Annotated in this window: 21 protein-coding genes; 12 read left to right on the top strand and 9 right to left on the bottom strand. The window is 71.6% G+C overall.

The genetic code is table 11. The annotated features are described in order from the left end of the window. From EWH70_RS03310 to EWH70_RS03290, 5 genes are read left to right on the top strand one after another with little or no spacing between them, the layout of a single operon-like run. The gene (locus EWH70_RS03310; protein WP_130474211.1) at positions 1-744 is read left to right on the top strand and encodes an ABC transporter ATP-binding protein; all 744 of its coding nucleotides are present in this window, start codon (positions 1-3) and stop codon (positions 742-744) included. Further along, positions 741-1,502 (top strand): ABC transporter ATP-binding protein, encoded by a 762-nt coding sequence (locus EWH70_RS03305; RefSeq protein WP_130473741.1) that lies wholly within the window; start codon positions 741-743, stop codon positions 1,500-1,502. The genes EWH70_RS03310 and EWH70_RS03305 overlap by 4 nt, the downstream gene beginning before the upstream one ends. Beyond that, positions 1,502-2,944 (top strand): aldehyde dehydrogenase family protein, encoded by a 1,443-nt coding sequence (locus tag EWH70_RS03300; protein WP_130473740.1) that lies wholly within the window; start codon positions 1,502-1,504, stop codon positions 2,942-2,944. The genes EWH70_RS03305 and EWH70_RS03300 overlap by 1 nt, the downstream gene beginning before the upstream one ends. Next, a complete protein-coding gene (locus tag EWH70_RS03295; protein ID WP_130473739.1) occupies positions 2,941-3,699 on the top strand; it encodes an SDR family NAD(P)-dependent oxidoreductase in 759 nt (252 codons plus the stop codon). Before EWH70_RS03300 ends, EWH70_RS03295 begins: the two co-directional genes overlap by 4 nt. 9 nt (positions 3,700-3,708) lie before the next feature. Then, the gene (locus EWH70_RS03290; protein ID WP_130473738.1) at positions 3,709-5,079 is read left to right on the top strand and encodes an amidase; all 1,371 of its coding nucleotides are present in this window, start codon (positions 3,709-3,711) and stop codon (positions 5,077-5,079) included. On the opposite strand, the gene EWH70_RS03285 is transcribed toward EWH70_RS03290, so the two are convergent. From EWH70_RS03285 to EWH70_RS03275, 3 genes are all read right to left on the bottom strand, one after another. Next, positions 5,036-6,268, bottom strand: coding sequence for an MFS transporter (locus tag EWH70_RS03285; protein WP_130473737.1), 1,233 nt, complete (start codon positions 6,266-6,268; stop codon positions 5,036-5,038). The two genes, EWH70_RS03290 and EWH70_RS03285, sit on opposite strands and share 44 nt — an antisense overlap. A gap of 46 nt (positions 6,269-6,314) precedes the next feature. Continuing rightward, entirely contained in the window at positions 6,315-7,541 is a 1,227-nt protein-coding gene (locus tag EWH70_RS03280; protein ID WP_130473736.1) for an aspartate aminotransferase type Ic, read from the bottom strand. 72 nt (positions 7,542-7,613) lie between these two features. Next, the gene (locus EWH70_RS03275; RefSeq protein WP_240686774.1) at positions 7,614-8,522 is read right to left on the bottom strand and encodes a MerR family transcriptional regulator; all 909 of its coding nucleotides are present in this window, start codon (positions 8,520-8,522) and stop codon (positions 7,614-7,616) included. 41 nt (positions 8,523-8,563) lie between these two features. Between EWH70_RS03275 and EWH70_RS03270 the strand changes: the two genes are divergently transcribed. Continuing rightward, positions 8,564-9,301: a maleylpyruvate isomerase family mycothiol-dependent enzyme gene (locus EWH70_RS03270; RefSeq protein ID WP_130473735.1), complete on the top strand. Its 738-nt coding sequence runs from the start codon at positions 8,564-8,566 to the stop codon at positions 9,299-9,301. A gap of 4 nt (positions 9,302-9,305) precedes the next feature. On the opposite strand, the gene EWH70_RS03265 is transcribed toward EWH70_RS03270, so the two are convergent. From EWH70_RS03265 to EWH70_RS03250, 4 genes are read right to left on the bottom strand one after another with little or no spacing between them, the layout of a single operon-like run. After that, on the bottom strand, positions 9,306-9,971 hold the full coding sequence (locus tag EWH70_RS03265; RefSeq protein ID WP_130473734.1) for a DUF4276 family protein: 666 nt from the start codon (positions 9,969-9,971) through the stop codon (positions 9,306-9,308). Further along, complete coding sequence (locus tag EWH70_RS03260) at positions 9,972-11,069, bottom strand: AAA family ATPase (protein ID WP_130473733.1); 1,098 nt, start codon at positions 11,067-11,069, stop codon at positions 9,972-9,974. A gap of 38 nt (positions 11,070-11,107) precedes the next feature. After that, positions 11,108-11,968, bottom strand: a complete 861-nt coding sequence (locus EWH70_RS03255; protein WP_130473732.1) for an HpcH/HpaI aldolase/citrate lyase family protein — start codon at positions 11,966-11,968, stop codon at positions 11,108-11,110. After that, a complete protein-coding gene (locus EWH70_RS03250; protein ID WP_130473731.1) occupies positions 11,965-13,023 on the bottom strand; it encodes an HpcH/HpaI aldolase/citrate lyase family protein in 1,059 nt (352 codons plus the stop codon). Before EWH70_RS03250 ends, EWH70_RS03255 begins: the two co-directional genes overlap by 4 nt. 128 nt (positions 13,024-13,151) lie before the next feature. On the opposite strand from EWH70_RS03250, the gene EWH70_RS03245 reads away from it, so the two are divergent. The 3 genes from EWH70_RS03245 to EWH70_RS03235 all read left to right on the top strand — a co-directional run bounded on the left by EWH70_RS03245 (position 13,152) and on the right by EWH70_RS03235 (position 16,939). Continuing rightward, positions 13,152-15,413, top strand: a complete 2,262-nt coding sequence (locus tag EWH70_RS03245) for a serine/threonine-protein kinase (protein WP_165436136.1) — start codon at positions 13,152-13,154, stop codon at positions 15,411-15,413. A gap of 217 nt (positions 15,414-15,630) precedes the next feature. Continuing rightward, positions 15,631-16,275: a hypothetical protein gene (locus EWH70_RS03240; protein ID WP_130473730.1), complete on the top strand. Its 645-nt coding sequence runs from the start codon at positions 15,631-15,633 to the stop codon at positions 16,273-16,275. Positions 16,276-16,285: 10 nt separating this feature from the next. Beyond that, positions 16,286-16,939, top strand: coding sequence for an NAD(P)H-binding protein (locus EWH70_RS03235; protein WP_130473729.1), 654 nt, complete (start codon positions 16,286-16,288; stop codon positions 16,937-16,939). Here the strand turns inward: EWH70_RS03235 and EWH70_RS03230 are convergent. After that, the gene (locus EWH70_RS03230; RefSeq protein WP_130473728.1) at positions 16,936-18,234 is read right to left on the bottom strand and encodes a D-arabinono-1,4-lactone oxidase; all 1,299 of its coding nucleotides are present in this window, start codon (positions 18,232-18,234) and stop codon (positions 16,936-16,938) included. The two genes, EWH70_RS03235 and EWH70_RS03230, sit on opposite strands and share 4 nt — an antisense overlap. A gap of 83 nt (positions 18,235-18,317) precedes the next feature. On the opposite strand from EWH70_RS03230, the gene EWH70_RS03225 reads away from it, so the two are divergent. Then, a complete protein-coding gene (locus tag EWH70_RS03225; RefSeq protein ID WP_240686773.1) occupies positions 18,318-19,496 on the top strand; it encodes an amino acid deaminase/aldolase in 1,179 nt (392 codons plus the stop codon). Here EWH70_RS03225 and EWH70_RS03220 read toward each other — a convergent pair. Beyond that, complete coding sequence (locus EWH70_RS03220) at positions 19,493-20,113, bottom strand: TetR/AcrR family transcriptional regulator (RefSeq protein ID WP_240686772.1); 621 nt, start codon at positions 20,111-20,113, stop codon at positions 19,493-19,495. The genes EWH70_RS03225 and EWH70_RS03220 overlap by 4 nt on opposite strands. A 122-nt stretch (positions 20,114-20,235) precedes the next feature. On the opposite strand from EWH70_RS03220, the gene EWH70_RS03215 reads away from it, so the two are divergent. Continuing rightward, entirely contained in the window at positions 20,236-21,567 is a 1,332-nt protein-coding gene (locus EWH70_RS03215) for a GH1 family beta-glucosidase (protein ID WP_130473726.1), read from the top strand. Continuing rightward, positions 21,548-22,771, top strand: coding sequence for an MFS transporter (locus EWH70_RS03210; protein ID WP_130473725.1), 1,224 nt, complete (start codon positions 21,548-21,550; stop codon positions 22,769-22,771). Before EWH70_RS03215 ends, EWH70_RS03210 begins: the two co-directional genes overlap by 20 nt. Positions 22,772-22,977: the final 206 nt, after the last annotated feature.

Here is a 22,977-nt window from a genome sequence, read left to right as displayed (position 1 = left end):
CTGACGGTCACCGCGGGCGGACTGTCCGTTGTGGACACCGTGTCGTTCGCGGTGGACCGGGGCGAACGGGTCGGGCTGATCGGCGAGTCCGGCTCGGGCAAGTCGCTGACCGCGTCGGCGGTGCTCGGGCTGCTGCCACACGGCCTGGCGGCGACCGGTTCGGTGCGGCTGGGCGAGCGTGAGCTGCTCGGGCTGCCGGAACGGGAGCTGTCCCGCCTGCGCGGCCGCGAGGTGGCCATGGTGTTCCAGGAGCCGATGACCGCGTTGAACCCGTCGATGCGGGTGGGCGCGCAGGTCGCCGAGGCACTGCGGATCCACGGCACCGGTAAACGGGCGGCCACCGAGCGGGCGGCCGACCTGCTCGGCCGGATGGGCCTGCCCGACCTGGCGCGGTCCTACCCGCATCAGCTCTCCGGCGGCCAGCGGCAGCGCGTCGTGCTGGCCATCGCACTGGCCAACGACCCGGCGCTGCTCATCTGCGACGAGCCGACCACCGCGCTCGACGTCACCGTGCAGGCCAGGATCCTGCGCCTGATCGAGCGGGCGACCAGCGAACGTGACGCGGCGCTGCTGTTCATCACGCACGACCTGGCCGTCGTCGCCGGGCTGTGCGAGCGGGTGCTGGTGATGCTGGACGGGCGGATCGTCGAGGCAGGCCCGGTACGGCGGGTGTTCACCGCGCCGGAGCACGAGTACACGCGGATGCTGCTCGCTGCGTCGGACCTGTCGGGGAGGGCGTCGTGATCGAGGTGACCGACCTACGCCGGACCTACCGCGGCGGCACCGAGGCGCTGCGTGGCGTCTCGTTCCAGGTCGAGGCCGGCCGGCGGTTCGGCGTCGTGGGCGAGTCCGGCTCGGGCAAGTCGACGCTGGTGCGGCTGCTCGCCGCGCTGGACCGGCCGACGTCGGGCCGGATCACCTTCCGCGACCGGCGGATCGACGACCTGCCGGAGCGGCGGCTCGGGTTCCTGCGCGAGGAACTGCAGCTGGTGTTCCAGGACCCGATGGGCTCGCTCGACCCGCGGATGAAGGTGCGCGACATCATCGCCGAGCCGCTGCGTGGAGCGGGCCGCGCGGAGCGGGTCGCCGAGCTGCTCGACGCCGTCGGCCTGCCGGCCGACTCCGGCGCGCGGTACCCGCACCAGTTCTCCGGCGGCCAGCGGCAGCGTATTTGCATCGCCCGCGCGCTCGCCCCGCGGCCGAGCGTGCTGCTGGCCGACGAGCCGGTCAGCGCGCTCGACGTGTCGGTGCGGGCCCAGATCCTCGACCTGCTCGACGACCTGGTGCGGCGTTTCGACCTGACGCTGGTGTTCGTCTCGCACGACCTGTCGGTGGTCCGGCACGTCTGCGACACGGTCGCCGTCATGCGCCGTGGCGAGATCGTCGAACTCGGCCCGGTCGAGCGGGTCTACGAGCAGCCGGAGCACGAGTACACGCGTGAGCTGATCGCGGCGGCACCCGATCTCGGCAGGGTGCTCGCCTCCTGGAGGGAAGGTTCCTGATGTTCCAGCCGCCGTACCCGGCCGGCCTGCCCGTCGGACCCGACTGGGTGTCCACAGCGGACACCGAGCCGGTGGTGTTCCCCTACGACGGCACGGTGGTCGCCCAGGCCCCGGTGGGCACGGCCGAGCTGGCGAGGGCCGCGATCGATCACGCCGTCCGGGTCCGGCGTCAGGTGGGCGAGTTGTCCTCGCGGGTCCGCCGGGACGTGCTGACCGGCGTGGCGCGGCGGCTGGAGCAGTGGCGGGACGATCTGGTCGGGCTGCTGGTGGTCGAGACCGGCAAGCCGCTGGTGGACTGCGAGGTCGAGGTGGCCCGCACGCTGGTCACCTGGCAGGCGGCGGCCGAGGAGGTGGCACGCCTGCACGGGGAGACGGTGCCGCTGGACCTGCTGCCCTCCGGCGACGGGCTGGTGGGGTTCTGGACACGTAAGCCGATCGGGGTTGTCGTCGGCATCGCCGGGTTCAACTACCCGTTGCTGCTCGCGTCGCACAAGATCGCGCCGTCGATCGCCGCGGGCTGCCCGGTCGTCTGCAAGCCCGCGCCGTCGACCCCGCTGACCACGCTGTGGCTGCTGCACCTGGTGCGCGAGGCCGCCGCCGCGGCGGGTGCGCCCGCGGAGATCGCGCAGCTGGTGACCGGCGACGTCGCCGTGGGCTCAGCGCTGGTCACCGACCCGAGGGTGGGTGCGGTGTCGTTCACCGGCAGCGCCGCCGTCGGGCACCGGATCGCGCGGGACGCCGCGCCCCGCAAGACGCTGCTGGAGCTGGGCTCGAACGCCGCACTGGTCGTCGCAGGCGACGCCGACCTGGACGCCGCGGTCGACGCCGTGCTGCGCGGCGGGTTCTACGCGTCCGGTCAGGCGTGCATCTCGGTGCAGCGGGTACTGCTCGCCGACGAGATCGCCGAGCCGTTCACCGAGCGGCTCGTGGCGCGGCTGCCCGAGGTCGTCGTCGGCGATCCCCGCGACCGCGCGACACGGGTGGCCGCGTTGATCGACGAACGGTCGACGAGCCGGGTGCTGTCCTGGATCGAGGCGGCGGTCGCGGCGGGGGCGGGGCTGGCCGCGGGCGGCACCGTGGACGGCGGGGTGATCGCGCCGACCGTGCTCACCGACGTGCCCGACGGCGTCGACTGCTGGGACGAGGAGGTGTTCGGCCCGGTGGTGTGCCTGCGCCGGGTGTCCACAGTGGACGAGGCGTTCGACGTGGTGAACGCGTCGCGGTACGGGCTGCACGCCAGCGTGTTCAGCCGGTCGCTGAACACGGCGTTCGCCGCGCTGGACCGGCTGGAGGTGGGCGGTGTGGTGATCAACGAGGTGCCCGGCTTCCGGTCGGACACCATGCCCTACGGCGGGGTGAAGGACTCCGGCATCGGCAGGGAGGGCCCGCGGTTCGCCGTCGAGGAGCTGACCGTGACCCGGATGGCGGTGATCCGGCCGTGAACTACGCCGACCTGTTCCGCCTGGACGGCCGTCGCGTCGCGGTGCTCGGCGCGGGCAGCGGCATCGGCCGCGAGTCCGCCCGCGCGCTGGCCGCACACGGCGCAGACGTCGTGTGTGCCGACCGCGACCTGGCCGCGGCGAAGGAGACCGGAGTCGGCGAGGCCTACCAGGTCGACCTGCTCGACACCGAGGCCGTCGTGCGGGCGGCGGAAGACCTGGGCGAGCTGGACGTCGTCGTGCTGACCGCGGCGACGAACGTGCGCAAGCGGCTGCTCGACTACAGCAGGGACGAGTTCGACCGGGTCATCGGCCTGAACCTGGGTGCCACGTTCGAGGTACTGCGGGCGTTCGGCGCACCGATGGTGGACCGGGGGAACGGCAGCATCATCGGCTTCTCGTCGATCCGCGGCACCACCGTCGAACCCGGTCAGGGCGTGTACGCGGCGACGAAGGCCGGGCTGGTGCAGCTGTTCCGTACCGCGGCGGCGGAGTTCGGGCCGGCGGGTGTTCGGGTCAACGCGATCGCACCCGGTGTGGTCGAGACGCCGCTGACCGCGCAGATCAAGAGCGACCCGGAGTGGTACCGGGCGTACGCGAGCAAGAGCGCGCTCGGCAGGTGGGCGCGACCGAGCGAGCTGGCCGGAGCGGTGGTGTACCTGGCCTCCGACGCGGCGAGCTTCGTGACCGGGGCCGTGCTGGCCGTCGACGGCGGGTGGACCGCGGTCGACGGGCGCTACGAACCCCCGGCCTCGTAGGAGGTTTTGATGAACGAGCTGACCGCCGTCGAGCTGCTCGACGGTTACCGGGCGGGAACGCTGTCGCCGGTGGAGGTGGCCGAATCGGTGCTGGCCACCATCGAGCGCCGCGAGCCGGAACTGCGCGCGCTGTACGCGTTCGACGCGTGCCGGGTGCGGGCGGAGGCGAAGGCGTCGGAGGAACGCTGGCGGGAGGGCGCACCGCTCGGCCCGCTCGACGGTGTCCCGCTGACGTTGAAGGAGAACATCGCCAGCGCGGGCGTCCCGACGCCGCTGGGAACGGCGGCAACCGAGCTGGTGCCGGCCGAACGGGACGCGCCCGCCGCGGCGCGGGTGCGGGAGGCGGGTGCGGTCCTGCTGGCCAAGACCACCATGCCGGACTACGGGATGCTCACGTCCGGCCTGTCCAGCTTCCACGCGGCGGCCCGCAACCCGTGGGCACCGGAACTGACGCCGGGCGGATCCAGCGCGGGTGCGGGGGCCGCCGCCGCGGCGGGCTACGGACCGCTGCACGTCGGAACCGACATCGGTGGTTCGATCCGGCTGCCGGCGGGCTGGTGCGGTGTGGTCGGCCTGAAGCCGACGTTCGGCAGGGTGCCGGTCGACCCGGCCTACCGCGGCAGGGTGATCGGCCCGATGACGCGGACGGTCGCCGACGCGGCGCTGCTGATGGGAGTGCTGGCCCGCCCGGACCCCCGTGACCACCTCGCGCTACCGCCGGCCGAGCTGGACTGGACACCGCGTGAGCCGTCGTTGCGCGGGCTGCGGATCGGTCTGCAGCTCGACGCCGGGGCCGGACTGCCGGTGGACCCCGCGATCGCGTCGGCGGTGACCGCCGCCGCCGAGGCGCTGGCCGGGGAGGGGGCCGTCGTCGAGCCGGTCGAACCGTTCCTGAACCGCGAGATGCTGGACGGGCTCGACCGGTTCTGGCGGGTGCGTGCCTGGTCGGACATCTCGGCCCTGCCGGCGTCCCGCAGGGCCATGGTGCTGCCCTACATCGCCGAGTGGGCCGCTCGCGGTGCCGAGCTGTCCGGTGTCGAGACCTACCGCGGCTACGCGCGGATCGACGAGATGAGCGTCGCCACGCTGCGGGCGACCGAGCGGTTCGACGCGGTGCTGTCGCCGGTGAGCCCGGTGCCCCCGCCGCCGTTCGACTGGGCGTCACCGACGAACGATCCGGCACGCCCGTTCGAGCACATCGCGTTCACGGTGCCGTACAACATGTCTGGCCAGCCCGCGGTGTCGGTCAACTGGACGCACACCGACGCCGGCCTGCCGGTCGGTGTCCAGCTGGCGGGCCGCCGCTTCACCGATCCGGCGCTCCTGGGCATGGCGCTCACCCTGGAACGGCTTCGCCCTCCGCAGCGGCGCTGGCCCTGACCAGCAGGTGGCGGCCGAAGGCCCGCCAGGCCACCGCGGTCACCACGGCCATCACGCACGCCGACAGCCAGAACGGCGCGGTGATGCCGTAGCCGGCCGCGATCGGCCCGCTCACCAGGCTGCCCAGTGCCGCGCCGCCGACGGAGAACAGCAGGTAGACGCTGTTCACCCGGCCACGCAGATGCTCCGGCACCACCCGCTGCCGCCAGGTCATGCCGACGACACCCCACAACGCGCCGTGGAAGCCGAACACGACCATCGTCGGCACCGCGAGCCACGCCGTCTCGGCGATGGCGAGCAGCACGTGCGTCCCCGTCTCGATGATCAGTCCGACCCGCAGCAGCGCCGAGTCGGAGAACCGGCCCCGCAGCCAGGTCGCGGCACCGGCGCCGAGCAGGCCACCGGTGGCCATCGCGGTCAGCAGCAGGCCGAAGCCGATCTCGTTCAGGCCGAGCCGCTGCTGCGCGTACAGCACCAGGATGGCGAACGCGGCCATCAGCGTGACGTTCATCAGGCAGATCGACAGCGCGAGCATCCGCAGCACCCGGTGCCGCGCGAGGTACCGCAGGCCTTCGCCGATCTCGGTGAGCATCGGCCGTCGCGGCCGTTCCTCGACGGTGCGGGCACCGCCGCGGACGGTCGCCAGCAGCAGCGCCGCGACCACGAACCCCACGGCGTTCACGCCGAACGGCACCGCGGCGGCCAGCGCGAACAGTGCCGCCCCGAGTGGAGGCGCGACGAAGTGGTTGGCGACCTGGTTCAACGCGACCAGCCGGGCGTTCGCCTTCGGCAGCGCGGCGTCGGGGACGAGGCTGGGCAGGATCGCGCCCGCGGCGTTGTCGACCAGCGTCTCCGCCGTGCCGACCAGGAAGAACGCCAGGTACGCCACCCACACCGTCGCGTTGCCGGACCAGACGGCGACCGCGAGTCCGGTGATCACCACGCCGCGGAACAGGTTGACCAGCACGAGCAGCTTGCGCCGGTCGAGCCGGTCCACGTACACACCGCTGATCAGCGAGAACAGCAGCCACGGCAGCTGCTGGACGAACACCGCGCCCGCCACCAGCCGGGGATCGTCGGTCAGCGAAGCCATCAGCAGCGGCCCCGCCGCGAGTGCGACGCCGTCGCCGATGTTGGTGGCCGCGTTCGCGGTCCAGAACTTCGTGAAGTCCCGCCCCAGTTTCGTCATCCTGGTCGCACGCTAACGACGTGCGTGCGACCAGGACAAACGATTTCTAGGCGCGTTCGCTGACGGCCAACCGGACGCACACGGCCAGCCCCCGGGTGGCGGCCTCGACGTCGTCCAGGGTCGGGAACGTCGGCGCGAGGCGGATGTTGCGGTCGGCCGGGTCGTCGCCGTAGGGGAACGTCGCACCGGCGGGGGTGAGCTTGACCCCGGCCTCGGCGGCCAGCTCGACGACCCGGCGGGCGCAGCCGTCCGGCACGTCGAGGCTGATGAAGTAACCACCGGCGGGACGGGTCCAGGTCACGCCCTTCTCGTCACCCAGCTCCTCGTCCAGAATGGACAGAACGGCGTCGAACTTGGGCTGGATGATCTCCCGGTGCCTGCGCATGTGTGCCCGGACGGCGTCCGCGTCGGGCAGGAAGCGGGCGTGCCGCAGCTCGTTGACCTTGTCCGGGCCGATGGTGCGCTTGCCGAGGTGCCCGAGCAGCCACTTCACGTTGGCCGCCGAGCCGCCGAAGAACGAGATACCGCTGCCGGCAAGGGTGATCTTCGACGTCGAGGCGAACACGAACGGGCGATCCGGGTTGCCTGCGTTGGCGGCCAGCTTCAGCACGTCGGCGATCTCCACCTCGTCGTCGGTGAGGTGGTGCACGGCGTAGGCGTTGTCCCAGAACAGCCGGAAGTCCGGCGCGGCGGCCGGCATGGCGGCCAGCTCGGCGACGGTCTCGGCGGAGTAGCTGATGCCGGTCGGGTTGCTGTACTTCGGCACGCACCACATGCCCTTGACCTGCGGGTCGGCCAGGTGCCGGCGGACCTCGTCGAGGTCCGGGCCGTCGTCGGTGAGCGGCACGGTGATCATCTCGATGCCGAACCGCTCGCAGATGGCGAAGTGCCGGTCGTAGCCGGGAGCGGGGCAGAGGAACTTGATGCTCTGGCCCGCCCACGCCGGTCCGTCGGTGGTGCCGGTGAGCAGCGCGGCGACCACGCAGTCGTGCATCAGCGCGAGGCTGGAGTTGCCGCCGGTGACGAGCTGACCGGCGGGGATGCCGAGGACGTCGCCCCAGATCGCACGCAGCTCGGCCAGCCCCTGCAGGCCGCCGTAGTTGCGGATGTCGGTCCCGTCGGCGGCCTTGAGTTCGGCCGAGCCCGGAAGATCCAGCAGCGCGTTGGACAGGTCGAGCTGCGCGGGCGCGGGCTTGCCCCGGGTCAGGTCGAGCTTGAGGCCCGTGGCCTGGAGCTGCTGGTACTCGTCACGTAGCGCGGTGAGGTCTTTCATGCTGGTCCTTACGGCCGGGGTCGACCCCCCGATTCTCGGACATCGTCCTCAGCGGCTGTTCGGAGGGCCGAACTAGGCCACCGAGCGGTCCAGGGCGTCGAGCAGCCAGGTGTGGGTGACGCCCGTCGGCGCGGGTTCGCCGGTGATCTCGCCGGCGAGGTGCCAGTAGCGGCGCAGGCGCGGCTGCCGGTCGGCGGCGGTGCGCCGGTTCAGCCTCCGCCGGAACTCCGGGGTGTCGGCGGTGCCGAGCGCGGTGGCGTGGGCCGCGACGAACCGGTCCAGCGCGGCGCCCGGCGCGGGCGGAGCCCCGGCCGCCACCTGCGGGGATGCCAGCTCGCAGGCGGCGCCGACGGCGGCATGCAGCGCACCGAGGTCGGCGATCCGCTCGTGGTCGACGAGCGTGCTGGCCCGCAGGTCCCGGGCGAGCGCCCGGTCGGCGGCGAGCCGGACCAGTTCGGCGTACGCGACGACCTGCGCGGGGGTCGGCAGCTCCGGCGGCCGCGGCGCGCTGATGTCGAGGAACATGCTCGCGGTGTCCGGTGGGATCGGTCCGGTGGTCATCGGGCGCCAGAGCCGGACGAGGATGTCGTGTGCGGCGAACCCGTCCTGGACCGCGGCCAGCAGTTCGAGCCTGCCGGCCCGGTCGGCGGGCGGCGCCTCCTCGACGGCGCGCAGCGCCGAACGCCGCCAGACCAGCGTCGCCACCTCGCGGTCGAGCGCCGCGCGCTCGGCGGCCACGGCCTCGTCGAGCGAGCGCTGGCCCGCCAGGACGTCGGTGATCGACCGCAGGCCCAGGCCCAGGCCACGCAGCCGCCGGACCAGGTTGAGCCGCTCGACCGCGGTCGCGTCGAACCGGCGGTGGCCGCCGCCGCTGCGCACGGTCTCCAGCAGTCCCTCGTCGCAGTAGAAGCGGATCGTGCGGACGGGAACGCCGGTCCGTTTCGCCAGGTCGCCGATCCCGAATGTGGTCCCGGTCACCATCGGTTGAACCTCCAGCCGGGTGGAATTCCTACGGTACGGCCATGGACGACGAAAGACTCGCCGAGGGACTGCACGAACACACTGCCGGATTCGCGAAAGCGGTGGCGGACGCCGATCCGGACGCCACGGTGCCCACCTGCCCGGAGTGGCCGCTGCGGGTGCTGGTCGGGCACATCGGCCAGGCACACCGCTGGTCGGCGAGCATCGTCCGGTCCGGGCCGACCCCCGTGCCGGACCCCTTCGATGCCGACCCCGGTGAGCCCGGCCAGTGGGCGGAGTGGCTGCGCGACGGCGCCGCGGACCTCGCCGACGCGGTGCTGGCCGCGGGCGACCGGCCGGTGTGGACGTTCTTCGGCGACGGACCCGCGAGGTTCTGGCTGCGCCGGATGCTGCACGACACCACCGTGCACCACGCGGACGCCGCGCTCGCCACGGGTGGCGCGTTCGACGTCGCGCCGGACCTGGCGGCCGACGGCATCAGCGAGTGGCTGGAGTTGCTGTCCGACCCGGTCACGGCGACGTTGAAACCGGCCTTCGCCGAGCTGCGGGGAACCGGCCAGACCGTCGCGCTCGACCCCGGCGCGGGCCCGGGCTGGCTGATCACCCGCACCCCTGACGGCGTGCGGTGGGAGCGCGCGACGGGAACCGCGGACGTGACGCTGGCCGGTCCGGTCGTCGACCTGCTGCTGGTGTTCACGAGGCGGCTGCCCCTCGACCGGATCACCGTCACCGGCGACCGCGACCTGGCCGAGCACTGGCTGGCCCACACGGCGGCGTGAGCGGTCAGGCCTCCAGGCGCGTCAGCCAGTCGTCGAAGTGAGGGCAATCCGCGCGCAGTGCCGGAAGCCCGAGCAACTCGATCGCCATCGGCCCGTCGAGGGTCTTGAGGTAGGTCTCGCAGTAGGCGGCGAGGCGCTTGGACGGCGCGGTTCGCGGGTCGTCGTTGACCAGTTCTGGTCCGCCTGCCTCCTTGACGTCGGCACGCAGCCGCTCAGTGAGCGCGGTGTCGTCACGGAGCTCGCCCAGCTGCCCGGCGGCGGCGAACACCCACGTTTCGAGCTCGTGCAGCACGAGGTGGGGAAGAAACCGCTGGTCATCGATGACATCGGCCAGCGCTCGCTCCACGTGCTCGACCCGGTCGACCGCGGTTCCGCTGGGCCGGGTGGCCATGCCGGGGCCGTCCTCCGGGAAGCCGTAGTAGTCGATGAGCGTGGTCAGCGCGGTCAGTCCGGTGTCCCGCAGCAACAACCGGACGTCACGTTCGACCTTCGCCCAGCTGGTCACGCCACCGCGCTGCGGCGGTCCAGTGACAGGACGTTTCGTGGTGACCAGCGAGTGGGTCACGGACCAGCCGTGCTCCTGGAGGTGCGGAGCCAGTACCTGCCGCACCACGATCTCCTCGGTCTGTCCCTCGACCAAGACGTGCAGGCGGCCACGCCAGTCAGCCATTCAGGAGGAACTTCCTTCACCGGGTCGTCCACCGATCAGGTTCTTCTCCCAGAGTTCGCCGAGGGAGTACTCGTCCAGCCAGTTCCGGAACCGGTCGGGATCGGGCCGGTCGAATGTGGACACTCCGTCGACTCGCTCGACGACGATGAGGTCGTCGATGGCGAACTGGTTCATCAGCGTCACCGACTGCGTGGCGATCAGGACCTGGCTGCGGACGGCGGCTTGTTTCAGGAGCCCGGCCAGCTGGACGATGGCAAAGGGGTGCAGGCCGAGTTCCGGCTCGTCGAGGACCACCAGCGCCGGAAGCTGTGGCTGCAGCAGCAACGTGGCCAGGCAGACGAAGCGTAGCGTGCCGTCGGACATCTGGTTGGCGGAGAAGATCGTGTCCGAACCCTGCTGCTGCCAGCGGAGCCGCAACCGGTCTCCTGTCTCCGGTCGGAGGACGAAGTCCCGGAAGAACGGTGCAACTAGCTGGATCGCCCCGACGATCCTGCGGTAGGCGGCGCGGTCGCTTTCCTGGAGTGCCAGCAGTACCGCCGCGAGGTTACCGGCGTCGTAGCGAAGACTGATGTTGTCGGCGGTCGGTACCAGTTGCTTCACCGGCGCGTCAGCGCTGGTGTCGTGGAAGTGGTAGACGCGGCAGCCGCGGAGCAGTTCGAGTACGTGCGCGGCCACCCGGCCCGGTTGCCGTTCAGCTTCCTCATGGAGCCGGGTTTCGCGGTTCCCCTTGCCGACGACGAGGTTCCACGGGCGTGGGTGCCCTTCGCCCTGGTAGTAGACAACCTCCTGCTCGAAGATCAGTTCGTCGTTGGCAGCCGCCACAAGCACCGCCTCATAGGCGTTGGACTCAGCGTGCAGATCCAATTTGATCCGCGCTGCTGTGTCGTTCAGCAACGCCGAAGCACCGCCGTTGAGGCCGACGAACAACCCGAGTTCCTCATCGACAATCCGGCCAAGGAGGCCGAATGCCTGGATGAAGTTGCTCTTACCGGAACCGTTTGCGCCGACAAGGACGTTGAGCTGACCGAGCCGCACGCGCGCTGAACGGATCGAGGTGAACCCCTCGATCTGGATCTCGGTCAGCGGCTTGTGGGCCATGCGCTCACTTTACGGCCACCGGACGACAACCGGCTGGATCAGGCGCGGGAGGTGACCGCCTCGTGCAGGGACAGGATGCGGCGGGAGTCCTCCACGTGCAGGTTCTCCACCATCCGGCCGTCCACCGTCACCACGCCGCGCCCGGCCGCCCGCGCCTCCTCGAAGGCCGCGATGACCCGGCGGGCCCGCTCGACCTCCTCCTCCGACGGCGCGAAGATGCGGTTGCACGGCTCCAGCTGCTTCGGGTGGATGAGCGTCTTGCCGTCGAAGCCGAACTGCCTGCCCTGCCGGCACTCCGCTTCGAACCCGTCGGTGTCGGCGACGTCGTTGTAGACGCCGTCGAGGATGACCTTGCCAGCCGCCCGCGCCGCCAGCAGGCACAGCGACAACGCACCCAGCAGCGGCGCCCTGCCCGGCACGAACTCCGCGTGCAGCTCCTTGGCCAGGTCGTTCGTCCCCAGCACCAGCACCGTGAGCCGCTCGCTGGCACCCGCGATCTCCTCGGCACGCAGCATGGCGACCGGCGTCTCCAGCATCGCCCAGATCGCCGTGCGCTCCGGCGCGCCGCCCAGTTCGAGGGCCCGCTCGATGTTGCGCACGTCGGCGGCGGAGTCGACCTTGGGGACGACGACCGCGTCCGGACCGGCCTGGGCGGCGGCCCGCAGGTCCGCGTCATGCCATTCGGTGTTCAGGCCGTTGACGCGAATGGTCACCTCACGCTCGCCGTAGGCGCCGGACGACACAGCCGCGCACACGCGGTCGCGGGCCTCCTCCTTGGCGTCCGGGGCGACGGCGTCCTCCAGGTCGAGGATCAACGCGTCCGCCTGCAGCGTCTTGGCCTTCTCCAGCGCGCGCTCGTTCGCACCCGGCATGTACAGCACGGATCTGCGTGGTCTCATCGGCCGGCCTCCTCGTAGGCCGCGGCCAGCTCGGGGTCGCGCGCGGCCAGCGCGTCGGCCAGCTCCGCCACCACCCTGCACTGCTTGACCGAGGCGTCGTCCTGCATCTTCCCGTCGATCATCACCGCACCGGTGCCGTCACCCATCTCCGCGATGACCCGCCGCGCCCACGCGACCTCGTCCGGCGCGGGCGAGAACACCCGCTTGGCGATGTCGATCTGCGCCGGGTGCAGGCTCCACGCGCCGACACAGCCGAGCAGGAACGCGTTGCGGAACTGGTCCTCGCAGGCCACCACGTCCCGGATGTCGCCGAACGGCCCGTAGTACGGCAGCACCCCGTGCATCGCGCACGCGTCGACCATCCGCGCGACCGTGTAATGCCACAGGTCCTGCTGGTAGGTCGTCCGCCCCTCGGTCAGATCGTCGCCGACCGGATCGGTGCGCACCAGGTAGCCCGGGTGCCCGCCACCGACGCGGGTGGTCTTCATCCGCCTGCTGGCGGCCAGGTCGGCGGGCCCGAGCGAGATGCCCTGCATCCGCGGGCTCGCGCCGGCGATCTCCTCGACGTTCGCCACCCCGCTCGCCGTTTCCAGGATCGCGTGCACCAGCAACGGCCTGGTCAGCCCGGCGCGGGCCTCCAGCTGGGCCAGCAGCCGGTCGACGTAGTGGATGTCCTGCGCGCCCTCGACCTTCGGGACCATGATCACGTCGAGCTTGTCGCCGATCTCGGTGACCAGCGTGATCAGGTCGTCGAGCACCCACGGCGAGTCCAGGCTGTTCACCCGCGTCCACAGCTGGGTGGCGCCGAAGTCGGTGGCCTTGGCGATGGCGACCAGCCCCTCGCGGGCGGCCTCCTTGCGGTCGGCGCGGACAGCGTCCTCCAGGTTGCCCAGCAGCACGTCGACCTTCGGCGCGAGCTGCGGCACCTTGGCCGCCATCTTCTCGTTCGACGGGTCGAAGAAGTGGATCATCCGCGACGGCAGCGCCGGGATCTGCCTGATCGGTTCCGGCGCGCCGACGGCCAGGGGGGCGAAGAAGTCCTTCGGCGAACGCATCGTGACTCCTCGGGGTGGTTGCCTACCGACTGGTAACCCTAACGGCGTGCCACGGGAACCGCTGCGGCGGAAATCACCTCTGATTCCCGATCCGGTGGGACACTCCACCCGGCACAGGGAGCGTGGACATGACCGAGCACTGGGCCCTGCCAGGGTTCACCGAGCTGGAACCCCTCGGCGAAGGCACTTTCGGCCGGGTCGTGCTCGCACGCCAGGACGTCACCGGGCACCTGGTGGCGATCAAGTACCTGTTCCCGTGGTTCGTCACCGACACCACCCAGCTGGGTGCCTTCCGCCAGGAGGCGGCGGCGCTGCACCGGGTGGCCGACCCGCACGTCGCGCGGCTGTACGAGTTCTTCGAAACGCCGCAGGGCGCGGCCATCGTGATGGAGGCGGTGCCGGGTGTCTCGCTGCGCGCGATCCTGGAGGCCGACGGCGTGCTCGACCCGGAGGCGGCGCTCGCGCTGCTGAAGGGCTCCCTGCTCGGCCTCGCCGCCGCGCACACCGCCGGAGTGGTGCACCGCGACTACAAGCCGGACAACGTGCTGGTCACCGGCGACCGGCAGAGCAAGCTCGTCGACTTCGGAACAGCCGTGCTCGCGGGCGACACCGGCCTGCCGGTCGGCACCCCCGCCTACATGGCGCCCGAGCAGTGGGCAGGCGGCCCGGCCACACCCGCCACCGACGTCTATGCCGCGACCTGCGTGTTCTTCCAGTGCGTCACCGGCCACAAGCCGTACCAGGCGCAGGAGACCGAGGTCCTGCGCAACCTGCACGAGTACGCACCGATCCCGTTCGGCGAGGCACCCGAGCCGGTGCGGGAGCTGGTGAACCTCGGCATGGCCAAACGGGCCACCGAGCGGCCCGCCAGCGCCGCCGTGTTCCTCGGCGAGCTGGAACGGTTCGCCGTCGCCGGCTACGGCGAGGACTGGGAGGAACGCGGCCGGACCCGGCTCGCCCAGCGGGCGGCCGCCCTGGTGGCGATCACCCCGCTGGCCATGCTCGCCGGGGCGACCGCCGCGCTCGCGCCCGGTGGAGCCGCGGTCGCCGCGGGCAGCGGGACGGCCATCGCCACCGGTGCGGGCGGCGGCGTCCTGGTCAAGGCAGGCGCCATCGCGGCCGGCATCGCCGCGGTCGCCACCGGGGCGGTCATCGTGGTGAGCGGCGGCGACGAACCGCCGCCACCGGTCGTCGCCGCGGCGCCGCTGCGGGCCAGCGTCGTCACCACCACCGACCGGGCACCCGGGTCGACCGTGCCGGTCAACGCGCAGCTGGTGCAGGTGACCGGCGGAGCGGACCCGGCACTGACCGAGCGGATCAACCAGCAGCTGCGGGCGCCGGTCGACGCCTGGACCCGCTACATCAGCGACGCGGTGCCCGGCTGGGGACCGAACACCCGCAACCCCGGGGTCCGCAACAACGCCTCGGTACGCACCCACACCGACTCGCTGCTGGTCGTGCGGTACGAGCACCGGACCGAGGGGGCTCCACACGCCACCTGGGACATGAAGGTCACCACGCTGAACATCGACCTGCGTACCGGCAGGCAGCTCGGCCCCAAGGACGTGTTCGCCGACAGCGTCGTCACCGACGACGGCGTGACCAGGCTGATGCGCGAGATCTGGGACCCCCGTGACTGCCCGGAGACGGCGGGCGTGACCTACCAGGCCGCGAACCTGGACAACCCGGACCCCCAGGAGCGGCCCATCGAGTTCGCCCTCGCCCCCGGCGGGGTGGAGTTCGACCTGGAGATGCCCGCGCTGGGCGGCTCGACAGCGTGCGGCGCCCGCACGAAGACACTGGCGTACACCGAGGCGGCCGGCCTGCTGCGGCCGGAGATCATGGCGCTCGTACCCAAGGACGGTCCCGCGCCGACGTCACGGCCGGACGGCGGGCCGCGGCAGGGAGTCGCCGCGAGCAGGCTGGTGATCGAGTCCGGCGGCCGGTTCACCGTCCGGCCGCAGGGACTGGAGGACGTCGTCGTCGACCTGCCGAGCCGGTCCTGTCCCGACCCACGCCGCTACGCCAACTGCGCCTACTTCATGGTCACCGACAACACCAAGGAGTCGGCCGAGCAGCCCCGCTACGAGCCGGGCAAGCCGTACCGGCGCAGCGCGAACGGCAGAGCGTGCAACGCCGCCGGGCGCAAGGACCTGTGGCAGGACGGCGACGCCGTGCTGCTGGAGGAGCGGCCGTCGACGGTGGCCGGTGAGCAGGCCACCTACCAGCGCTGGGAAATCCAGTGCGTGCCGAAGGGCACCCGGGGCGGCGCCGGAGAGGTCAAGGTGACGCAGCAGGTCTGGTACGTGCCCGGTCGCGAGGAGGTCGTCCTCGACGAATGGAACACACCGGGGCTGGAACAGCTCCTCGCGAACGCCACCTGGCGCTGACTACACCGTTCAGCGGTTCCTCACCCATTAGGCGGCACCGTCCGACCGAATTCCATTGACCGCCCATCGACCGGTCACCGACCGCTGAGCGCCGCCGATCGCAGGTGCCCAGTTGCCGTGGGGTCATCGGCCGGTGGCACTGGTAGTCACAGTGTGTGCCCTTTTGCACCGGGGCGCGGCGGACATGGTGAAGGCGAACGGCGGAGGAGGCGGACTCGTGGCGGCTACCCCAGGGCGCACCGCGGTGACGGGCGGAGCGAACGGCACACGATCGCTTCCCACGCGGGTTGTTCCGCCACTAGAGCTGCCGGGCAAGCCGGAGGCGCTGGCCGCCGAGGCGGCCGCCGCGCTGGGCTGGGAAGGCCACCTGCTGCCGGAGATGACCATGCTCGGCCGCAAGGTGTTCGTTGTCGCCCGGCTGCGCACCGACGTGCACGCCGAGCGGATCGCCATGGGCGTCGGCCCGACGCTGGACCGCGCCACCGTCGACACCTGGACCTGGCCCGAGCTGGCCGGTACCGCCCCCGCGCCCGCCGCCGAGATCTCCGGTGTCATCGCCGTCGCCCGCCACTGGCGGACCGGCATGGCCAGCACCGTGCCGTTCGTCCGGTACGGCAACGCCGCGATGGTGCTGCCGATGGCCGCCGTCATGACCGAGGACTACGTCGCCAACTGCCTGCCGAGGGCCCGCATCTACGGCCTCGGCGTGCTCACCGCGCACGACACCGGCATGGTCGACACCGACCTGGCCATCCGGTCCGAGCGGATGGTCCTCGGCGAGGACGCCGTGTCCCGCTGGGTCAACGAGGCCGTCTACGAGCAGCTGCTCGTCGCACAGGACACGGCTGCCAACGCGTCCTAAGCTCGCCGGTATGCGTGTTGTCATTGCCGGCGGCCACGGGCAGATCGCCCTGCGGCTGCAGAAGCTGCTCGCTCCCCGCGGTGACACCGCCGTGGGGATCATCCGCAACACCGACCACGCGGCCGACCTGCGCGACATCAGCGCCGAACCGGCGGTGCTCGACCTGGAGACGGCCGGGCTCGCCGAGGTGGTCGCGGTGCTCGACGGCGCCGACGCGGCCGTGTTCGCCGCGGGCGCCGGACCGGGCAGCGGCGCCGGACGCAAGGACACCGTCGACCGCGCTGCCGCCGCGTTGTTCGCCGAGGCCGCTCAGCAGGCCGGGGTACGCAGGCACATCCAGATCAGCGCGATGGGGCTGGACCGGGCCGGCAACCCGGACACCGAGCCGGTTTTCGCCGCCTACCTGCGGGCCAAGGCCGCCGCCGAGGAGGATCTGCGGGGCCGTGACCTGGACTGGACGATCCTGCGACCGGGCCGCCTGACCGACGATCCCGGCACCGGTCAGGTGCACCTGACCGACTCGGTCGACCCCGGCTCGATCAGCAGGGACGACGTTGCCGCGGTGACGCTGGCACTGCTCGACGACGTGCCGCGCAGCATCGGCCGCACGCTGGAGCTGGTCGAAGGGCACACGCCCATCGCCGAAGCCGTCGAGCGCCTCTAACCCAGCACTCGTTCCAGGTACTCGTTGCCGAAGACCCCGTTCGGGTCGACGTCCTTGCGTACCTTGAGGAAGTCGTCGAACCGGGGGTAGCGCTCGCGCAGCGCGTTCGCGTCCAGGTCGTGCATCTTGCCCCAGTGCGGGCGGCCGCCGGCCTCGCCCGCGATGGCGGCGAAGCCCGCGAAGTACTCGCGGTAGGGCATGCCGACGAACTGGTGCACGGCGATGTAGGCGGAGTCGCGGCCGTACGCGGTGGACAGCCAGATGTCGTCGGCCGCGGCGACCCGCACCTCGACCGGGAACGCCACCGGGTTCTCCAGTCGCGGCACCAGCGCCCGTAGTTCGGCCAGCACGTCGTGCACCGACTCGCGGGGCACGGCGAACTCGGACTCGACGAACCGCACCGCCCGGTGGGTGACGAACACGCGGTGGGACCGGTCGCTGTACTCGCGGGCCGACAGCAGGTTCGACGCGAGCCTGCCCAGTGGCCGGACCAGGCCGGGGACCGCGCGCCCGGCCCGGCACAGCGTGCCGAACGCGGTGTTCTCCATGATCCGGTAGTCGACGAACTGCCGTGCCTTGCTCAGTGGCCGCGGCTCGCTTCCGGCCGGCTGCCGGTTGTTGCGCTTGACCAGGGCGTTTCGGCCGTAGGGGAACCAGTAGAACTCGAAGTGGTCGTTGCTGTCGGCCTGGTCGTGGAACGTCTCCAGCACCTGTTCCAGCGGCTCCGGCCGTTCCTCGGCGGCCAGCACGTACGCCGGCTCGCACTTCAGCGTGACCGAGCTGATCACACCCAGCGCGCCGAGGCCGACCCGGGCCGCCGCGAACAGGTCCGGCCTGCGCTCGGCGGAGCAGGTGACCACCGAGCCGTCGGCCAGCACCAGCTCCAGCGCGGTGATCTGGGTGGCCAGCCCGCCGAAACGGGCACCGGTGCCGTGGGTACCGGTGGACACCGCGCCCGCGATGGTCTGCGCGTCGATGTCGCCGAGGTTGGTCATGGCCAGGCCGAGCCGGTCCAGTTCGGCGTTCAGCGCCCGCAGGGTCGTTCCGGCTCGCACGGTGACCGAGCCGGCCGGTTTGTCTACCGACGCGACACCGGTCCAGTTACGCAGGTCGATCGCGTCGGACTCGGTCACCGCGATCGGGGTGAACGAGTGGCCGCTGCCCCAGACCCGGACCCGGCGGTTCTCCACCGCGGCGTTGGTGACCACCGACGCGATCTCGGCGACGCTGCGCGGGGTGTGCACCCGTCGCGGGTTCGCGGTGGCTGTGCCTGCCCAGTTGGTCCAGCGTGTCATCGCGGGCCTTTCCCAGTGTGATTACCGGAACGATAAGTGAATGGAATTCGCGTTTCAAGCCTCTTTGTCGTAACGTAGCGCTGGTGAGCCCCGCGTACGACCTGGCTACGAAGGACCTCGATCCGCCGCTGGCGATCGTGGACCTCGACGCGTTCGACGCCAACGCCGCCGACCTCGCCCGGCGTGCGGCCGGGCGGCCCGTTCGGGTGGTCAGCAAGTCGATCCGGGTCCGTTCGCTGCTGGAACGCGCACTCGCGCTGCCGGGGTTCGCGGGCGTCATGTGTTACTCGCTCGCCGAGGCCGTGTGGCTCGTCGGCGAGGGCACCACCGACGACGTCGTGGTCGCCTACCCGACCGCCGACCACGCCGCACTGCGGGCACTGGCCGCCGACGACCGGGCCAGGGCCGCGGTGGCGATCATGGTCGACTCGGCCGAGCACCTGGACCTGGTCGACGCGGCGCTGGGCCACGATCACCCGGAGATCCGGGTGTGCCTGGAACTGGACGCGTCCTGGCGTCCGCTGCCCGGCGTGCACGTCGGCACCCGCCGCTCGCCGGTGTTCACTCCCCGGCAGGCCGCCGAGCTGGCGCGGACCATCGTGTCCCGCAAGGGATTCCGGCTGGTCGGGATGATGGCGTACGAGGGGCAGATCGCCGGCCTGCCGGACAACGTCGGCAACGGCGCGCGGACGCGGGTCGTGCAGTGGATGCAGCGCCGATCCGCGGCCGAGCTGACCCGCAGGCGCGGCGCCGCCGTGCGGGCCGTGCGTGCGGTGGCGGACCTGGAGTTCGTCAACGGCGGCGGCACCGGAAGCATCGAGACGACCGGCGCCGACTCCTCGGTCACCGAGATCGCCGCGGGATCGGGCTTCCTGGCACCGACGTTGTTCGACGGCTACAGCCGCTTCCACCCGCGGCCGGCCGCGTTGTTCGCGCTTCCGGTCGTCCGTAAGCCGGTCCCCGCCATCGCCACGTTGTTCGCCGGTGGCTACGTCGCGTCCGGTTCGGCACAGCGGTCCAGGCTGCCGTCGCCGTACTCACCGGAGGGGCTGCGCCTGCTCGGCATCGAGGGGGCCGGGGAGGTGCAGACGCCGGTGACCGGCCAGGCGGCCCGGCGCCTGCGGGTGGGCGACCGGGTGTGGCTGCGGCACGCGAAGGCGGGCGAGCTGGCCGAGCGGTTCACCCACTATCACCTGATCAGTGGCGATCGGGTCGAGCGCACCGTGCCGACCTACCGCGGCGAGGGCCGCACCTTCGGTTAGCTGAGCCTGGTGGCCAGGTAGTTCTTGATCAGGAACTTGGTCTCCTCGACGACCTCGGCGTCACCGTCCGGATCGCGGTGGAAGGCCAGCTTGAGCAGGGAGTCGGCGGCCTCGTTGGCGATCGTGATGGCGAAGGAGACGCGCTCGGCCGGCACGTCGAGGAACTTCGACAGCATGTCGGTGAGCTCGTCGGCGATGACCTTGTTGTTGCTCTTGCTCTCGTCGAGCAGCTGCCGGTCGACGACGTCGCCGAAGTGCACCTTGGAAAAGCCCGGCACGGTGCGGTGCATGTGCAGGTAGATGTCCAGGATCGAGTCGACGACGTCCCACCAGTGCTGGTGGTCGACGCCTTCCAGGCGCTCGCGGATCTCGGCCATGAAGCGTTCGAGGTTGCGGTGGGTCAGTGCCCGTACGACGGCCCGCTTGTCGGGGAAGAACTGGTAGAGCGAACCGACCGCGACACCCGCCCGTTTGGCGATGAGCGTGGTGGTGAGTGCGTCGTAGCCGATCTCGTCGATCAGCGCCGCGCCTGCGTCGAGCATCTGCTCCACCCGCTTGGCGCTGCGCTGCTGGACCGGCTGCCTGCGTAGTGGTGTGTTGCCCCCGAGCGTGGACACGAGCCTCTCCTCCCTGCTGCTCGCCGACTGTAGCGGGTCATGCACCTTTCCTCCGGTCGAGGTAATGGCTAATATCCGAGAACAATTCATATTTCACCCAGGCGTGTCCGGAGGCGATGCCGGTGCAGACCCCGACCTTCCCGTCCGACTTCCTGTGGGGTGTTTCGACGTCGGCCTTCCAGATCGAGGGGGCCGTCGACGAGGACGGCCGCGGACCGTCCACATGGGACACCTTCACCGCGACGCCGGGCAAGATCGCGGGCGGTGAACACGCCAGGGTCGCGGCCGACCACTACCACCGCTACCGCGAGGACGTCGCGCTGATGGCCGCGCTCGGCGTCGGCGCCTACCGGCTCTCGATCGCCTGGCCGCGGATCCAGCCCGACGGCAAGGGCGCGGCCAACCCGGCCGGGCTCGGCTTCTACGACCGGCTGATCGACGAGCTGGCCGACGCCGGCATCACGCCGATGATCACGCTCTACCACTGGGACACCCCGCAGGCGCTGGAGGACGCGGGCGGCTGGCTGTCCAGGGACACCGCCGAGCGGTTCGGCGACTACGCCGCGATCGTCGGCGAGCGCTTCGCCGACCGGGTGAACCTGTGGATCCCGCTCAACGAGCCCATGGTCACGTCGATCTACGGCTACGCCATCGGCCAGTACGCGCCGGGGCACTTCATGCTGCTCGACGCGATCCCGACCGCCCACCACCAGCACCTCGCACACGGCCTGGCCGTGCAGGCACTGCGGGCGGCAGGCGCGAAGACGGTCGGGACGGCCAACAACCACGGGCCGATCTGGCCCGCGTCGGACTCGGCCGCCGACGTGGAGGCGGCACGGCAGCTGGACGCACTGGTCAACCGGCTCTACGCCGACCCGGTGCTGCTCGGCAGTTACCCGGAGGAGTACGCCGGGCACCTGCCCGACGGCTACGCCGCCGACCTGCCGACGATCGCCCAGCCACTCGACTTCTACGGCGTGAACTACTACGAGCCGCAGGTCGCGGCGGCACCCAGCGAGGGCAACCCGCTGACGTTCGACCTGCGGCCGGTCGAGGGCTACCCGATGACCAACAACGACTCACCGATCGTGCCCGACGCGTTCCGTGAGCTGCTGGTCGGCATGCGGGAGCGGTACGGCGACGCGCTGCCGCCCATCCACATCACCGAGAACGGCTGCAGCTTCCCCGACGTCGTCGGCGACGACGGCCGGGTGCGTGATCCCGAACGGGTCGCGTTCCTGCGCGACCACCTCTCGGCGCTGCGCGAGGCCATGGACGCCGGCGTCGACGTGCGGGGCTACTTCGTCTGGTCGCTGCTGGACAACTTCGAGTGGTCGAAGGGGTACGCCCCGCGGTTCGGGCTGGTGCACGTCGACTTCGAGACGCAGGTCCGCACGCCGAAGGACTCCTTCGGCTGGTACCGGGACGTGGTGCGTGGACACCGCGCTCGCTGAGCCGGTCCGGCGGGTGCGGCCCGGCTGGGTCGCGCTGCTGTTCACCGCGAACTTCGGGATGTGGCTGGGGTTCTACGCCCCCATCCAGGTCCTGTTGCCCCGGCAGGCCGAGCTGATCGACGCGGCGGGCAAGGAAATGGTGTTCGGCCTGGTCACCGGCGTGGGAGCGGCGGTGTCGCTGGTGGCGAACCCGGCCATCGGGCTGGCGTCGGACCGCACCAGGTCCCGCTGGGGCAGGCGGCACCCGTGGACGCTGGCCGGCGCGGTGGTCGGCGCGGGCGGGCTGGTGCTGCTGGCGTCGGCGGGTTCGGTGCCGGTCATGGTCGTCGCCTGGTGCCTGGTGCAGGCCGGGCTGAACGGCATGCTGGCGACGCTGACCGCCGCGTTGCCGGACCGCGTGCCGGTCGGCCAGCGCGCGCAGATCGGCGGGTTCGTCGGAATCAGCCAGATGCTCGGGACCGTGCTCGGGGCCGTCCTGGTCACGGTGCTGATCAGCGACTTGGCCGGTGGGTACGTCGCCTGCGCGGTGGTGGTGCTGCTCGGGGCGGTGGCGTTCGTCGTCAGGACGCCCGACGATCCCGTCGACCTGCCGGTGCAGCCGCTGCGGCAGGCCGTCGGCAGGCTGTGGGTGTCGCCGCGGCGGCATCCCGGGTTCGCCTGGGCGTGGGGCTGTCACTTCCTCGTCGGCCTCGGCAACGCGCTCGGCACGCTCTACCTGCTGTTCTTCCTGAAGGACGCGGCGCGACACCCCGATCCGGACACCGGACTGCTGGTGCTGATGGGGTGCTACGGGCTGGCGCTGGTGGCCGGGTCGCTGGTCGTCGGGCGGCTGTCCGACCGGTCGGGACAGCGCAGGCGCTACGTCCTGCTGTCCGCAGGCCTGATGGCGTCGGCGGCACTGGTGCTGGTGGCGTGGCCGACCTGGCCTGCCGCACTGGTCGCGGCGCCGTTGCTGGGCGTGGGGTTCGGCGCGTACTGGGCGGTGGCGCTGGCCATGCTGACCCAGGTGCTGCCCGCGGCGGAGGACCGGGCCAAGGACCTCGGCCTGGTGAACATCGCCAACTCGCTGCCGCAGGTCGTCGCCCCGCTGCTGGCCACCGGCCTGCTCGCCGCTCCGGGTTCCTACCGGTTGCTGTTCACGGCGTCGGCCGCCGCGACCCTGCTGGCCGCGGCCTGCATCACGCGGGTCCGGCAGGTGGATTGAGAATCCCTCTGAAACGTCAGGGCCCCGGCAAAGTCGGGCGCCGGGGTGAGCAAGGGAGCTTTACTAGCGAAGAAGGGTAGTAAAGCTCCCTTGCTGCCTTACGGGTGTGGCTGGTGGGGCTGCCGTGGCCTGCGATGCCAGCGGGACACCTGGGATCGCGTGAAGGCCGAGTTCCTGTCGCCAGACGTGATGAAGGTGGCCTTCAC

Origin of the sequence: Amycolatopsis suaedae (assembly GCF_004214935.1) — a bacterium.
Taxonomy (GTDB): Bacteria; Actinomycetota; Actinomycetes; order Mycobacteriales; family Pseudonocardiaceae; genus Amycolatopsis; species Amycolatopsis suaedae.
The sequence above is the reverse complement of the archived record's forward strand: the minus strand, read 5'-3'. Positions and strand labels throughout refer to the sequence as shown.

Coding starts and splice junctions, on each gene's coding strand:
- EWH70_RS03245 (WP_165436136.1), top strand. CDS start 13,152: ATGACCGAGCACTGGGCCCTGCCAGGGTTCACCGAGCTGGAACCCCTC.
- EWH70_RS03275 (WP_240686774.1), bottom strand. CDS start 8,522: ATGGTGACCGGGACCACATTCGGGATCGGCGACCTGGCGAAACGGACC.
- EWH70_RS03250 (WP_130473731.1), bottom strand. CDS start 13,023: ATGCGTTCGCCGAAGGACTTCTTCGCCCCCCTGGCCGTCGGCGCGCCG.
- EWH70_RS03260 (WP_130473733.1), bottom strand. CDS start 11,069: ATGGCCCACAAGCCGCTGACCGAGATCCAGATCGAGGGGTTCACCTCG.
- EWH70_RS03230 (WP_130473728.1), bottom strand. CDS start 18,234: ATGACACGCTGGACCAACTGGGCAGGCACAGCCACCGCGAACCCGCGA.
- EWH70_RS03235 (WP_130473729.1), top strand. CDS start 16,286: ATGCGTGTTGTCATTGCCGGCGGCCACGGGCAGATCGCCCTGCGGCTG.
- EWH70_RS03270 (WP_130473735.1), top strand. CDS start 8,564: ATGGACGACGAAAGACTCGCCGAGGGACTGCACGAACACACTGCCGGA.
- EWH70_RS03280 (WP_130473736.1), bottom strand. CDS start 7,541: ATGAAAGACCTCACCGCGCTACGTGACGAGTACCAGCAGCTCCAGGCC.
- EWH70_RS03290 (WP_130473738.1), top strand. CDS start 3,709: ATGAACGAGCTGACCGCCGTCGAGCTGCTCGACGGTTACCGGGCGGGA.
- EWH70_RS03265 (WP_130473734.1), bottom strand. CDS start 9,971: ATGGCTGACTGGCGTGGCCGCCTGCACGTCTTGGTCGAGGGACAGACC.
- EWH70_RS03255 (WP_130473732.1), bottom strand. CDS start 11,968: ATGAGACCACGCAGATCCGTGCTGTACATGCCGGGTGCGAACGAGCGC.
- EWH70_RS03300 (WP_130473740.1), top strand. CDS start 1,502: ATGTTCCAGCCGCCGTACCCGGCCGGCCTGCCCGTCGGACCCGACTGG.
- EWH70_RS03285 (WP_130473737.1), bottom strand. CDS start 6,268: ATGACGAAACTGGGGCGGGACTTCACGAAGTTCTGGACCGCGAACGCG.